13 protein-coding genes are annotated in these 13,098 nt (G+C 67.1%); 5 read left to right on the top strand and 8 right to left on the bottom strand.

What is annotated here, in order from left to right; genetic code table 11:
• Nucleotides 1-105 precede the first annotated feature (105 nt).
• Complete coding sequence (locus HALRU_RS14060) at nucleotides 106-570, top strand: DUF3054 domain-containing protein (protein ID WP_015302052.1); 465 nt, start codon at nucleotides 106-108, stop codon at nucleotides 568-570.
• 60 nt (nucleotides 571-630) lie between these two features.
• Entirely contained in the window at nucleotides 631-3,285 is a 2,655-nt protein-coding gene (locus HALRU_RS14055; RefSeq protein WP_015302051.1) for a heavy metal translocating P-type ATPase, read from the top strand.
• Between the two features lie 237 nt (nucleotides 3,286-3,522).
• Here HALRU_RS14055 and HALRU_RS14050 read toward each other — a convergent pair whose 3' ends face one another.
• The 7 genes from HALRU_RS14050 to HALRU_RS14025 form a co-directional block, all read right to left on the bottom strand.
• A complete protein-coding gene (locus HALRU_RS14050; RefSeq protein ID WP_015302050.1) occupies nucleotides 3,523-4,245 on the bottom strand; it encodes a hypothetical protein in 723 nt (240 codons plus the stop codon).
• A gap of 34 nt (nucleotides 4,246-4,279) precedes the next feature.
• Nucleotides 4,280-6,025, bottom strand: coding sequence for a cytochrome c oxidase subunit I (locus HALRU_RS14045; RefSeq protein ID WP_015302049.1), 1,746 nt, complete (start codon nucleotides 6,023-6,025; stop codon nucleotides 4,280-4,282).
• Between the two features lies 1 nt (nucleotide 6,026).
• Entirely contained in the window at nucleotides 6,027-6,572 is a 546-nt protein-coding gene (locus HALRU_RS14040) for a heme/copper-type cytochrome/quinol oxidase subunit 2 (RefSeq protein ID WP_015302048.1), read from the bottom strand.
• 4 nt (nucleotides 6,573-6,576) lie between these two features.
• Nucleotides 6,577-6,726, bottom strand: coding sequence for a hypothetical protein (locus HALRU_RS15780; protein ID WP_007700399.1), 150 nt, complete (start codon nucleotides 6,724-6,726; stop codon nucleotides 6,577-6,579).
• A gap of 201 nt (nucleotides 6,727-6,927) precedes the next feature.
• The gene (locus HALRU_RS14035) at nucleotides 6,928-8,421 is read right to left on the bottom strand and encodes a heme o synthase (RefSeq protein WP_015302047.1); all 1,494 of its coding nucleotides are present in this window, start codon (nucleotides 8,419-8,421) and stop codon (nucleotides 6,928-6,930) included.
• A complete protein-coding gene (locus HALRU_RS14030; protein ID WP_015302046.1) occupies nucleotides 8,414-8,680 on the bottom strand; it encodes a DUF2249 domain-containing protein in 267 nt (88 codons plus the stop codon). Before HALRU_RS14030 ends, HALRU_RS14035 begins: the two co-directional genes overlap by 8 nt.
• Before the next feature lie 221 nt (nucleotides 8,681-8,901).
• On the bottom strand, nucleotides 8,902-9,135 hold the full coding sequence (locus tag HALRU_RS14025; protein ID WP_015302045.1) for a DUF2249 domain-containing protein: 234 nt from the start codon (nucleotides 9,133-9,135) through the stop codon (nucleotides 8,902-8,904).
• A gap of 145 nt (nucleotides 9,136-9,280) precedes the next feature.
• Between HALRU_RS14025 and HALRU_RS14020 the strand changes: the two genes are divergently transcribed.
• Nucleotides 9,281-9,955 carry a helix-turn-helix domain-containing protein gene (locus HALRU_RS14020; RefSeq protein WP_015302044.1) on the top strand — a complete coding sequence of 225 codons (675 nt, stop codon included), beginning with the start codon at nucleotides 9,281-9,283 and terminating at the stop codon, nucleotides 9,953-9,955.
• Between the two features lie 91 nt (nucleotides 9,956-10,046).
• On the opposite strand, the gene HALRU_RS14015 is transcribed toward HALRU_RS14020, so the two are convergent.
• Nucleotides 10,047-10,781: a helix-turn-helix domain-containing protein gene (locus tag HALRU_RS14015; protein WP_015302043.1), complete on the bottom strand. Its 735-nt coding sequence runs from the start codon at nucleotides 10,779-10,781 to the stop codon at nucleotides 10,047-10,049.
• A gap of 248 nt (nucleotides 10,782-11,029) precedes the next feature.
• Here HALRU_RS14015 and HALRU_RS14010 point away from each other — a divergent pair, with 248 nt between their 5' ends.
• Both HALRU_RS14010 and HALRU_RS14005 read left to right on the top strand, forming a co-directional pair.
• Nucleotides 11,030-12,319 (top strand): MFS transporter, encoded by a 1,290-nt coding sequence (locus HALRU_RS14010; protein ID WP_015302042.1) that lies wholly within the window; start codon nucleotides 11,030-11,032, stop codon nucleotides 12,317-12,319.
• Between the two features lie 110 nt (nucleotides 12,320-12,429).
• Nucleotides 12,430-13,086, top strand: a complete 657-nt coding sequence (locus HALRU_RS14005) for a trimeric intracellular cation channel family protein (protein ID WP_015302041.1) — start codon at nucleotides 12,430-12,432, stop codon at nucleotides 13,084-13,086.
• Nucleotides 13,087-13,098 lie beyond the last annotated feature (12 nt).

Here is a 13,098-nt window from a genome sequence, read left to right as displayed (position 1 = left end):
AGTTCTGTGTCGGTCCCATCCCCTTCATCCGGACGACGGCCGGAGACTCCGTGCGACGGGGTCGGTCCGACCGGGGCCACTGGCCGACACTCCCTCGAACCACCTATGTCCGAGTCACACGCGCACGTTCGCCGGTTGGCACGTACCGTCCCACGCTCGCCCGTGTTGCCGGTCCTCGACCTGGTCGTCATCACGACGTTCATCGGGTACGGGCTCACCAGACACGGGCTGGATCCCTGGGCGTTTCCGACCTACACCGTCAAAGCGGTGACGCCGTTCGCGATCGGCTGGCTGCTCGTCGCGCCGCTTCTCGGCGCCTACAGCGAGCGCACGCTCGGTTCGTTCGCCTGGACGGCCGGCGTCGTCGCCGGCGCCTGGGTCGTCGCCTCGCTGCTCGGTGGGGCGATCCGAGCGACGTCGCTCTTTCCGGGCGGGGCAACGCCGATCTTCATGGTCGTCATCGTGGGATTCGGGCTGGCGTTCGTCCTGGCGTGGCGACTCGTAGTGACTGCCGTCCACCGGCGATGGCGAGGACAGCCTCGTTCTCCAGCTGGGCGCCGGGCTGACTAGCGTGGCGGTCAACCATGTTCGGGACCACGGCTACCCCTGGGTGGGCCGTATCGTCCGCCAATGAGCGACTGTTCGCTCTGTGAACTCCCGACGCCCGATCCTCCGGTGAGCGACCCGGACGTCGACGGGACCTTCTGCTGTCGCGGCTGTCTCGAGGTGAGTCGGACGCTGGTCGACACCGACGACCTCGATCGTGGCGACGTTCGTGTTCGCGTCGAGGCGGCCCGGGAGAATTCCGTCGGCGATACGGCTCGGGAGGATGCCGCCGACGAGACGGCCTCTCCGGCGGCTCGCACGGACGCCGTCCCGACCGGATTCGAAACGGCCTTCCTCGCCGTCGACGGGATGCACTGTGCGACCTGCGAGGGGTTCGTCTCGCTGCTAGGCGAGCGCGAACCGGCCGTCCACACCGTCGAGGCGAGCTACGCGACGGATACCGCGCGCGTGGTCTACGATCCTGATCGGCTCGATCACGACGAACTCCCGGCGGTCCTCTCGGGCTACGGCTACGAGACGCGACTGCGCGACGGGACGGCCCGCGACGCACGTGCCGACGAGGCGCTGGTCCAGCGATTGCTCGTCGGTGGCTTTCTCTCGATGCTCGTCATGCCCTGGTACGTCTTCTACCTCTACCCGAGTTACGTCGGGATCGAGACGGGTGTGCTCACGACTGGCGCTGGATCGGCCGCCGGGAGTTCCGTCCCGTTGGCGCTCCTCGGGGTGTTCTCCGGGGGCGTGCTGTGCTACACCGGCTATCCGGTGCTCAGGGGTGCCTACGTCAGCCTGCGGGTCGGCCGGCCGAACATGGACCTGCTGATCGCCATCGCTGCGGGGTCGGCCTACGTCTACAGCACGATCGCGCTCGTCTTCGGGCGGACGCACCTCTACTACGACGTGACCGTCGCCGTGATCATGGTCGTCTCGCTGGGGGGGTACTACGAGGGACGGATCAAGCGCCGGGCGACGGGGCTGCTCGCGGACGTGACGAGCGCCGGCGTGCGAGCGGCGACCCGGCGGACCGCCGACGGCGAGACCGAGACCGTCTCCGTCGATCGCCTCGAACCCGGTGAGGCGGTCGTCGTCCGCCCCGGCGAACGGGTGCCGGTCGACGGGACGGTTCGTGAGGGGACGGCCGCCGTCGACGAGTCGGTCGTGACCGGCGAATCGATGCCGACCACGAAACGACCAGGCGACGCGGTCGTCGGCGGGGCGATCGTGACCGACAGCGCGCTCGTCTGCGAGGTCGGATCCGACGCGGAGAGCACGCTCGATCGGATCGCCTCGCTCATGTGGGAGATTCAGAGCGAGACGCCCGGAATCCAGCGGTTCGCCGATCGCCTCGCCGCCGTCTTCGTCCCGCTCGTGCTGGCCACCGCCGTCGCCGTCACCGGCTGGCGGGTCGCGAGTGGCGTTTCGGCGGACACTGCCGTCCTGACCGGGTTGACGGTCCTCGTCGTCTCCTGTCCGTGCGCGATGGGGCTGGCGACGCCGCTGGCCGTCGCTTCCGGGCTGCGAGATGCCCTGGAACGGGGGATCGTCGTGGCGAACGCGACGCTGTTCGAATCGGCACCGGCCGTCGAGACGGTCGTCTTCGACAAGACCGGGACCGTGACGACGGGCGAGATGACCGTCCGTACGGTTGTCGGCGAGGAGGCGGCGATCGACCGCGCCGCGGCCGTCGAACGCTACTCGACCCACCCGGTCGCCGACGCGATCGTCGCTCGTGCGGCCGCGGGTGCAGACTTCGACGAGCCGGCGGGGTCCGCAAACGCCGTCGCGCCCGACGGCGGGACGGAGCGTGACGGCGAGGCCGTTTCGGACGGCGAGCCCGTTACGGCGGCTGGGTCGACAGTCCTGTCCGAAGAGAGCGGCCACGACGCCGAGAACGGCGGTCACGCCACGGAGACTACCGCGCTGGATGCCCGGGATTTCGAACGCCGTCCCGGTGAGGGCGTCAGCGCCGTCGTTCACGAACCAGCCGACGCCAACGAGACAGGGACCGACGGGGTCGACGAGCGCCCCACCGACGGGGACCGCGTCGTCGTCGGAACGCCGGAACTTATCGAGCGGCTGGTCGGCCCGATCCCGGCCGACCTCGGAGACGCGATCGAAGACGCCCGGGAACGCGGCCGACTGCCGGTGGTGATCGGCTACGCCGGTCGGGCACGAGCGGTGGCGGTCGTCGGCGATCGGCCCCGGCGCTCGTGGCGAGCCGTCCTCGAGTCCGTCGCCGACCGCGAGGTCGTCGTCCTCACGGGTGACGACGAGTCGGCGACGACTGAACTCCGCGAGCAGCAAGCGGTCGACCGCGTCTTCGCTGGCGTCCCGCCGGAGGGGAAGGTCGCGACGGTTCGCCGCCTCTCCGCGGAGGGTGTGACGGCGATGGTCGGCGACGGGACGAACGACGCCCCTGCGCTCGCAGCGGCGGACGTCGGCATCGCACTCGGCAGCGGGACCGCCCGTGCGACCGACGCCGCCGACGCGATCCTCGCCGACGGCGAACTCGCGACCGTCCCGGACGTCTTCGCGCTCGCCGAGGGAACCCGGCGGCGAATCCGGGAGAACGTTCGCTGGGCGCTGCTGTACAACGCCGTCGCGATCCCGCTCGCCGCTGCGGGTCTCATCAATCCGCTCTTCGCCGCGCTCGCGATGGCGGGGAGCAGTGCGATCGTCGTCTTGAACTCCTCGCGGCCAGTACTTGCGGACGGGTCGTAGACGGTAACGGTTCCTTCTGTTCGTCTGTCGAACCGGTGTGTCCGGTCGCGGATACGGCCGGGTCGCATGCATTGCATCGGGGTCGCACGCATCGTGTCGGAAGTCGTGCGACTCGAATCGGGTGCCGTCGGTACGTCGGGAGTCTCGCGTCGAATCGGGTGTCTGCGGTACGTCGGAAGTCACGATGGTCTTCGCGCGGTGCTCCCGGAGGAACCCATCCGCTGCGAGCGAGCCGGGTCAGGACGTCGGGATCGACGACGCGTACTTCCGATACCGCCGCAGCGTCTCCCCGTCTTCGTCCTGCAGCTCGACGACGAACTCCTTCTGGCCGACGACCTCCTCGAGTTCGTCCTCGCGGATCGTGAACTCGTAGGGCGGGTCCTCGACGCGCGCGAGCTCGGCGTCACCGCTGGTCACCACGACGCGCTCGATCCCCGTGGGATCGGAGAGTTCACAGCTGATCTCCTCGTCGACGCCCTCGCAGGTCAGGTCGGGATCGATGTCGGGGCCCGAGTCGGCCGACAGCGCGCTCTGGAAGTCGAGCACCATCGGCGAGATCGGTGCCGCCGTCAGGAGCAGGACGATCGTCAGGAAGATCGAGAGGTTGAGCTTCGAGCCGTGGCGCGCGATCACCCGGCGGACGCCGCCGTCGGCGGTTCGGCGCAGCCTGATCACCGACGGGACGATGACGGCGTGGGTCAGCGGCCCCCAGAGGATGAGGACGAACCCGTACGCCCGGACGACGTGGAGGACGCCCCAGTCGATGCCGTACGAGAGGACGAGGCTACTCGCCGACCAGCAGAAAAAGCCGAAGAAGAGCAGGCCGACGCTCTTTAAGAGGCGCCAGATCGGCGTGATCGCGTAGTAGATACTCAGCAGGTCCCGCCAGGCCCGACCGAGACTCCGCTTTACGGTCGTGACCGGCGATACAGTCGCGTCGGCGTCGGTGGCTGGAGTCATGTGGGGAACTCGATCGAAGTGGACGAGAGGCTGGTCAGGCGCCGATCGACCAGAGCTGGGTCAGCAGATACCAGTTTAGCAGGTACGTGATCACGAACGCGGCCAGGAAGACGAGACAGAGGACGAACGTCCCGCGCATCTCGTAGGCGTGGACGGGATCGTCGGGGTCTTCAGCCATCGCTAACCCACCATCAGCAACGAGGTCCGAGACGTTGGTCCCGTCGTCGATCCGCTTGCCGAACAGCAGCGAGCCGACGGCTAGCAGGATGAACAGGACCCCGGCGGCGATGGCGAGCAGCGCGAAGATCCCGAAGATGGCGAACAGCGGACTCGCCGCCGCGAGGTCGAACTCGGTGCCCTGGATGTTGCTCACGACTTCGACGGTCCGGCGCGGGACGCCGTAGAGGATGCCGACGTACATCATCATGAGGACGGCGACGCCCATCGCGCCCGCGTAGAGATACGGCTGGACCGCCGCGAGGCGGGTCGAGAGCCACTGGCGTCTGAACATCGTCCGGATCAGGAAGAAGAGCAGGCCCATGAACGCGACCGTTGTGCCGAGGACGACCGTCGCGTGGAAGTGCCCCACCGTCGCGAACGTGTTGTGCCAGGTCATGTTGAGCTGCAACTGCCCCATCATGACGCCGGTGATCCCGCCGAGGAAGCCGAAGAGGATGATCGAGAAGATCGTCGACGAGAAGACGGGGTTGCCCCAGGGAGCGGAGGTGAGCCAGCCGAAGAGGCCGCCGCCCTTGCCGCGCTTGCGGCGACCGGCCTCGATGCCCGCCGGAATGGCGAAGGCGTGGATCAGGCTGGCGAACGTCGCGCCGTAAAAGGCGTAGGAGGTGTTCCAGATGCGCCACCCGGTCGAGACTGCGGGGTCCGACAGCAGGTGGTGGGCCGCCCCGAGGTTGATGAAGAAGAGGTAGAGGATAAAGGCCGTCCGCGAGACCTTCTCGCTGACGACCTCCGCGCCGGCGACGACGTGGGTGAGGAAGTACCAGACCGTGATCATCGCCACGAGGTTGATCTGCTGGGTGCCGTGGCCGACGATCCAGTACATCTGCCGGTACCAGGCGGCGTCGACCCACTCGATGATCTCTAAGCGCCAGAGCATCGCCGGCGCGAACGCGACGAGTCCGCCGACGAGCGCCTCGACGGCGATGATCGAGGTGACGAACGCGGCGAACGCGACGAGCGGGAGCGTCTTTCCGGGATACTCGCGCTTCTCGCGCCACATCGCGACGAAGAACGGCAGTGCCGCGATCACGGTGCCAACGATGAAGAGACAGGCCGCGGCGTAGAACCACGGCGAGACCGGCATCGGGACGTACGCGGTCAGTAGCGGGGCCTCGTTGGGCGTCGACGTCGTCCAGATGGTGTAGTTGACGGCGACCGCACCGGCGACCATCGTGAGCCAGCCCGCCGTCGCCACCTTCGTCCACGGCAGTCTCCGACCCAGTACCATCGGCCCGCCGACGTAGAGGATCGCCACCTCCATGAACACCATCCAGAAGATGAGCAGGTTCCAGGCGTGCATACTCAGGTGCGTGTAGAAGGCGTCGGGCCCGAGGAGGCCGATCGCCTCCCACCGGGTCGTCGCGACGGTGAACGCGAAGATGCCGCCGACGAGCAGGGCGACGACCGCCGTCAGCCCGAACAGCTTCACGTGGTTCTCGACGGTGTGGTGGATCCGGAGCCCGGTCACCGAACACGTCCGGAAGCCCTCGTCGTCGTACTCGTTGTCGAACAGGCCGAGGACGTCGTATCTGTGTGCCATCTCAGCTCCCCTCCGTCACGACGATCGTCCCGTGCATCGTCCGGTGGCCCTCTCCGCAGAACTCGTTACAGATGATGTGGTAGGTGCCCGGCTCGTCGAAGGTCATCGGGACGACCCACTCGTAGCCCGGCAGCACCTGCAGGTTGATCTGCTTGCTGAGCGCGTCTTCCGGTCGCAACGAGAAGCCGTGCTGGACGTCCATCGAGTTCAGGTGAATGTCGTACTCGGTGCCGGCCTCGAGGACGACCGGCGCGCCGTCCCAGTAGAACCGCATCGCCTGGATGTAGACGTCCGTCCCTGGCGGGACGAGCCCCTCGTCGGTCTCCGTCGCCGCATCCTTGTAGGCCGACATCTTCTCGCGAAACGCCTCGGCCTCGATCCGATAGGTCTCGCCGATGGGGTTTTGCTCTCCGGCGGTGGTCCAGACGCTCATCCAGCCGAAGAGGATCACCGACCAGATGGCACCCAGCCCCAGCCAGATCGATTCGCGCCGGTTGACCGGCTGACTCCACCAGTCGCCTTCGGGTGGTTTGAGTGGTGACGTCATCGAATCACCCCGTGGGAATCGAGAAGACGTCTGCCCAGCCCCAGCCGACGTACGAGATCGCGAAGAACAGGAGTGCTGCGGCTGCGAGCAGCCAGATTCGGTCGTAGAGCCGTTGCATCACGGGGACGGTGTCGGTCGTGTCGTCGGGAGCCATAGTGCAATCGTCCGACGATCCTCACGGTATGTGCATAGCCCCTGTCCCGCACATATTCCGCCGTCGCGTCCCGTGGCCGCCAAATTGCGGGAGTTTATCCGGCACGATCGACGCGGGCCGTCGCTGGTGTCGATGTGCCACGATTCGGTGAACGGCGACTCGCTCGGTTGCGACGGAAAGTGGCCGTCGCCGGAACCGAGTTTAGGCGAACACGAGCGTCTCGACGACGATGGCGACGAGTATCGCGCCGAGGTAGTAGTTCGAGACGTAGAACGAGCGGAGCGTGCGCTCGTCGGTGGGGTGGCGGTACTGCCGGAGCACCGACCGGAGGAAGACCCCACCGAGTGCGATCGACGTCACCGTGTAGAGCCAGCCGAGCCCGGCCACCCAGCCGAGTGCGCTCGCCGCGAGCAGCGTCGCACCGAGGTAGAGTGTGAGCTGGCGTCGAGCGGCGGCGACCCCTTCCACGACGGGGTACATCGGGAAGCCTCCACGCGCGTAGTCGTCACGGAATGCGATCGCGAGGTTGTAGAAGTGCGCGGGCGTCCACAGGAAGATCACCGCGGCGAGGCCGATGGCCGGCCAGCCGACGTCGCCGGTGACGGCGGCCCACCCGATGACTGCCGGGAGCGCACCTGCGCCACCGCCGAGGACCGTGTTCCACGCCGTGTTCGGCTTCAGTACCACGGTGTAGAGCACGGCGTAGTAGCCGATTGCCGCGAGCGTCAGCGCCGCTGCGAGGACGTTCGTCCACGTCACGAGGACGGCCATCGAGGCGACGACGAGCGCAATGGCGAACGCCAGCGCGTTCCCGACCGGGACCAGCTCGTGGACCAGCGGCCGGTCGTTCGTCCGGTTCATCTTCCGATCGCGGTCGCGCTCGTAGACGTGGTTGAACGTCCCGCTCGCGCCGATAGCGAGGACGCCCCCCGCGAGCGTGGCGAGGACGGTCGTCGCCGAAAGCGTCGCGCCGGTCAGCGTGGCCAGTCCCATCCCGGCGACGGCGACGAGACAGAGCAGCCACATCAGCCGCGGCTTCGTCAGCGTCAGGTACGCACCCGCGAGGCGGCGCAGTCGGGAGCGCCCGTCGTTCGGTGTGTCGACCTCGGCGTCCGGATCGACGCTCGCATCGACCGACGGTTCCTCCACTGGCTGGTCGATGTCCGCATCGACTGCCGGCTCTAGCTCAACTGGGTCCACGCTGGACGCCCGATCCCGCCTCGCGTCCGCCGCCGCGTCGAGCGTCCAGACGAGCGCGACGAGGAGCGTCGCGAAGATGCCCATCGCGAGCACGAGGTGGACGTCGTTCGCCAGCGACGGTCCGCCGACGACGATGACGGCGCCGAGGCCCACTTGCACCGGAAATGCGACGACGGCCGCGTAGACGGCCACGCGGATACGCCGACCGAGCGTCGCCCGTCGAACTGCCAGCCCCGACGCAGCGACCAGCAGGCCGGTCACCAGCGCCGCCGCGCGGTGGGCCCAGAAGAGGAACTGTTCGCCGGAGAGCGGTCCGAGCGTCGGATCCGTTCCACAACTCGGCCAGGTCGAACACGTGGTCCCGCCGCCGGCGGAGACGGCCGTCCCGAGGGCGACGAGGGCGTACGCCGCGATCGTCGTGACCGCGAGCAGCGTGGCGACTCGAAAGCGCCCGTCGCCCTGGGGATCGCGGTCGGTGAGTGGGGCGCTACGCATCGCGCCAGATCAGCGTCACGACGTCGTCCTCGCGCTCGACCGACTCGTACGCGTAGCCGCGATCGTCGAGTTTCGGGAGAAGAAACTGCGGGACGCGGTCGTTTCGCTGGACGAGAACGACATCGTCGTCCAGCTCGGGAAGCCGTTCGAGCGTCTTCGCGAGCGGATTCGGCGGCCCCATCGACCGCACGTCCAGGTGGTCACGCGGCCGATCCGCCGGTGCGTCGGTCCGGTCGAACACGCCCTCGATCGAGTACATGCTCGTCCGTCGGGTCGCCAGCCGTGTGTGCATCCCCCCGAACGAGTTCGGGTGTGTGGTTGTTCGCACCCGTGTTACCCGCTCGAATCGCTGCTCACGGCTTCCTTCGGTCGCCGTTCGCCATCCGAGGCCTTCGCTCGCTGCGCCGGAACTGCTCCACGCCGCTCACGGCTCCCGTCGGTCGCCGTTCGCCATCCGAGACCTTCGCTCGCTGCGCTCGCTCAGGCCTCGCTCTTCGGAAACGTCGCTCGAAACTCCGCTTCACCCACCTGTTCGACCTCGTAGCCGTCGGCGTCGAACGTCTCGACCTCGGCCTGGAACTCGTAGAACAGCGGTTTGGGTTCGTGGTCGTTGACGATCGTGAGGCTCTCACCGGCGGCCAGTTCCTCGAACGCGTCGTGAATCTTCGGGTGGCGCTCCATCGGCGGCACGTCGCGGACGTCCAGTTCTGTCATGCGAGTCAGTCTCCGTCCTCGGTCCCTATCGGGGTTCGGCCGAACTGGTTCGGCACGTTGCCGACGCAAGCGACGCCGGCCACGGACCCCTGTACGAATATATTCGGGCCAACAGCTTTTGGCATCTCCTCCCGAACGTGTTCGTATGGCACATGCGACGCTTTCGGTGACGCTGCCCAGGCGTGTCTGGATCGCACAGATCTCTCGCGACCATCCGGAGGCGACGTTTCGCGTCCTCGCCGGGGTTCCCGGCCAGGATAACGGGTTCGCCCTGGTGAACATCACCGGCCCCGACGTCGAATCGGTGGCCGAGTCGATGGCGGCCCACGACCAGATCACGGAACTGACGCCCGCGCAGGTGAGCGAGGGCGAATTGACCGTCCACTTCGAGACGACCGCCCCGCTCCTGCTCTTCTCCTCGAAGGAGTCGGGGATGCCACTCGAACCACCGATCGTCATCCGCGACGGCGAGGCAGAGGTCGACGTGACGGGCTCGCGTGCTCGCCTCTCGGAGTTGGCCGATCAGCTCGAAGCGTTCGGCTTCACCTACCGCGTCGAGCACGTCCGCGAACGGCTGCACGACAGCCAGCTCCTCTCCGAGCGCCAGCGCGAGGTTCTCGTCGCCGCCGTCGAGGAGGGCTACTACGACACGCCCCGCTGTTGTACCCTCACGGAACTCGCGGAACGCCTCGACATCGCGAAATCGACCTGCAGCGAGACGCTCCACCGGGCCGAAGAGACGGTCATCAAGCGCTTCGTCGCCGACCTCCCGACGGAGGACGAAGACGGCGAACTGGCGGCTGCGCTCGCCGAATCGTAGCCGGGTATCGACGTGGGCGGCCCGCTCCGACTCGTCGAGAACGCCGAGACGACGCTCAGTTCGGATCGTTCTCCCGGAAACTGCCGGTCCGCTAGTCGGCGGCTCGTTCGGCCCTTCGGGAGCGGTCGACGCCCAGCGGGTTACCCGTCGACGTCGCCGTGACGAGGCGCAAGAACTGCCCCGCGTTCGTGAGCAGTTTGTTCTCGGCCTTTCGGAGGTGCTCTTCGTACGTCGAGCGGGCGACGGCCGTCCTGTCGGCGAGCTCTCGGAGGGAGGTCCCTCGCGGCTGTTCGTAGTAGCCGCTCTCCAGCGCGAACTGGAGCGCTGCGAGCTGGCGGTCCGTGAGGTCCTCGAACAGGTGACCCGCCGGGGCCAGCATGCTGTGGGGGATCTGTGTCTCCGAAATCGAGGTCTTCGAGAGGAGTTCGATCTCTCTGTCGCTACGCAAATCGCCAAGCAGCGCCCGAACGTCTTCGCTATCGAAGGCGACCAGCGTGTAGTGTTCCCAGCCCTGGCGGTAGATCGTCGGCGACTGGTACAGGCAGTTGTGCGCCTCGAACCGGTCGACGATGGACTCCTCTAGTGAACAGAGACACGACTGCGTGACGACGTGATAGCCGTCGTCGTCCGCGGATTCGTGCAGCACGGTTCCGAGCTGGTCGATCTCGTCGAGTAGCGCGTCGGTCGGCGTTCCCTCCGCGGTGAGTTCGAGCACCTGGCAGTCGGAAAGCGGCCACTCGCGAATCGTCAGGTCCGGATGCCGTTCGGAAATCGCCCGATACGGACACTCGTGTTTGACCCGGATCGAGGCTTCGTACAGGCTCATACGAACCACTTTGGACTGTACAGCCGTAACGGTGCCGGTCATGTCCGGCAGTGCCCATATGCGAATCTCCCTGTTATTTCTGGTATATCGATGCACGCGCTTTCGCCAGTCACACGTCGTAATCGCAATCGAACGCGATCGCAGCCGAACCGGAGCGGGGACAGACGGAACCGACGAACACCCTGGTTCGACTGTCACCCCGGAAGCGCCGTCGATGACCGCCACCGTCGAGGCTGCGGTACCGATCGATGAGTGACACAGCCGACCTCAGACAGGGAATCCGCGAGCACCTCGGACAGTTCTCGCTACACGTCCTGCTGGTGTTCGCGACCGGATTGACCATCGGGTCCGAACGAACCGTCGTCCCCGTTCTGGGAGAGGAGGTCCTCGGCGTCAAGTCGTTCCTCGTTATCGGTTCGTTCGTCGTCTCGTTCGGGATTGTGAAGTCGATCCTCAACCTCTACGCTGGCAAATGGGGTGAGGAGTACGGCCGCAAGCCAGTTCTCGTCGCCGGGTGGGCGACGGCGCTCCCGCTGCCGCTCATTCTCATCTTCGCTCCCAGCTGGGGCTGGATCACGGTCGGGAACATCCTGCTGGGTATCAACCAGGCGTTGACGTGGAGTATGGCGATCAACGCGAAGATCGATCTCGCAGGACCCGAGCAGCGTGGCCTTGCGGTGGGCATCGACGAGTCGTTCGGATACACTGGTGTCGCTGTCGGTGCGTGGCTCACTGGCGTCATCGCTGGGCAGTGGAGTCTCCGTCCCGAGCCGTTCTACTTCCTCGCCGTCGTCGTCGTGCTGGCATTCCTCATTTCGATCTTCCTGATCAAAGAGACCGTCCAGTACGCCCAGGCCGAAGGTGACGACGATCACCACGACGCGAACCTCCCGTTCAACGAGGTGGTGAAGCGAGCGACCTACGGTGACAGGACGCTGTTCGCTGCGGCTCAGGCTGGCCACATCGAGAACTTCGTGGACACGCTGTTCTGGATCGCCGTGCCGCTGTACCTGACGAGCGAGGGGCTCCCAATCGCCGCCGTCGGGGTCGTCGTCGGCGTCCACAGTGCGATGTACTTCTTCCAGATCGCGACCGGCGGACTCGCGGACCGCATCGGCCGGCGCCCGCCGGTCATCTGGGGCATGTTCCTCGCAGGCGGGGGCGTCCTCGGGATGGTGCTCGTCGAGGGCTACCTCCCGTGGGCCGTTCTGGCTGCCGCCTCCGGGCTGGGTATGGCGCTCCTGTATCCCAATCTGATGACTGTACCCAGCGACGCCGCTCACCCGACGTGGCGGTCCGCGGGTATGGGCGTCTACCGGATGTGGCGCGATTCCGGCTACGCCGTCGGCGCGATCCTGATCGGGCTCTCGATGGAGTTCGTGAACGCCGAAGCCGCGTTCTACATGACTGCGATTCTGATGTTCATCTCTGGAGCAGTCGTGTATATCTGGATGGAGGAGACTCACCCCGACTTCGGCACGCACGAGCCGCCGGCACCCGCGACCGATCAGGTGGCCGGATCGGTTTCGCAGGACTAAGGCGACGGATCGTTCGTCAACTTCGCCCCGATCGCCCAGCCCTGCCCGGATATCGGCAACACGCTGCTCGGACGGTGCACTCAAGAGACGACCGTCCGTAGCGAGCGACAGTGAGTCAGGACCTCGTCACCGTCCTGTTCGGCGATCCGTTCGCCGTCATGAACACGATCGGGCTGGTCGCGTTCGCCTTCGTCGGCGCGTCGAAGGCGATCCGTGCGGAGTTCGACCTGTTCGGCATCACCATCGTCGGGCTGACGATGGCGTTCGCCGGCGGTGCGACACGGGACCTCTTCGTGATGCGGGTACCCCTCGCGCTCCAGTCGCCAGTCGAGGTCGCCCTCGGCGTCCTGGGAGTCGGCCTGGCGATCGGCCTGAGTGTCGTCCTCGCCTCGCCGGAGACCCACCCGATCACGCTCGTCGCCGACGCGATCGGCCTCGCCGCCTTCGCGACCACCGGTGCGATCGTCGCGACCGGGGCGGGCGTCTCTGCGTTCGGCGTCGTCGCGATCGCGACGATCAACGCGGCCGGCGGTGGGGCCGCCGCAGATATCCTCCTCGATCGCGCGCCGTTCATCCTCTTCGAGGACTTCTACGCGAGCTGTGCGGTCCTCGGCGGGACGGCGTACCTGCTCGCCGGGGCCCTCGGGGTCGCCGACGGGACCGCCGCCGGGGCCTGTGCCGCCGTCACCGTCGGGACACGGCTCGTCGCCGTGACGTACGACTTGCACCTTCCGTCGATGCAGGAGCTGGGGCTGCTCGAGCGGTGAGTGGGTTCCCAA

This window comes from Halovivax ruber XH-70, assembly GCF_000328525.1.
In the GTDB taxonomy this organism is placed as follows: Archaea; Halobacteriota; Halobacteria; order Halobacteriales; family Natrialbaceae; genus Halovivax; species Halovivax ruber.
This window is presented reverse-complemented; position numbering and strand designations above follow the sequence as displayed.

Bases quoted from the DNA above. Each gene is read 5' to 3' on its own strand.
- HALRU_RS14030 (WP_015302046.1), bottom strand. From the start codon at position 8,680: ATGTACTCGATCGAGGGCGTGTTCGACCGGACCGACGCACCGGCGGAT.
- HALRU_RS14050 (WP_015302050.1), bottom strand. From the start codon at position 4,245: ATGACTCCAGCCACCGACGCCGACGCGACTGTATCGCCGGTCACGACC.
- HALRU_RS14035 (WP_015302047.1), bottom strand. From the start codon at position 8,421: ATGCGTAGCGCCCCACTCACCGACCGCGATCCCCAGGGCGACGGGCGC.
- HALRU_RS14025 (WP_015302045.1), bottom strand. From the start codon at position 9,135: ATGACAGAACTGGACGTCCGCGACGTGCCGCCGATGGAGCGCCACCCG.
- HALRU_RS14010 (WP_015302042.1), top strand. From the start codon at position 11,030: ATGAGTGACACAGCCGACCTCAGACAGGGAATCCGCGAGCACCTCGGA.
- HALRU_RS14060 (WP_015302052.1), top strand. From the start codon at position 106: ATGTCCGAGTCACACGCGCACGTTCGCCGGTTGGCACGTACCGTCCCA.
- HALRU_RS14040 (WP_015302048.1), bottom strand. From the start codon at position 6,572: ATGACGTCACCACTCAAACCACCCGAAGGCGACTGGTGGAGTCAGCCG.
- HALRU_RS14045 (WP_015302049.1), bottom strand. From the start codon at position 6,025: ATGGCACACAGATACGACGTCCTCGGCCTGTTCGACAACGAGTACGAC.
- HALRU_RS15780 (WP_007700399.1), bottom strand. From the start codon at position 6,726: ATGGCTCCCGACGACACGACCGACACCGTCCCCGTGATGCAACGGCTC.
- HALRU_RS14015 (WP_015302043.1), bottom strand. From the start codon at position 10,781: ATGAGCCTGTACGAAGCCTCGATCCGGGTCAAACACGAGTGTCCGTAT.
- HALRU_RS14020 (WP_015302044.1), top strand. From the start codon at position 9,281: ATGGCACATGCGACGCTTTCGGTGACGCTGCCCAGGCGTGTCTGGATC.
- HALRU_RS14055 (WP_015302051.1), top strand. From the start codon at position 631: ATGAGCGACTGTTCGCTCTGTGAACTCCCGACGCCCGATCCTCCGGTG.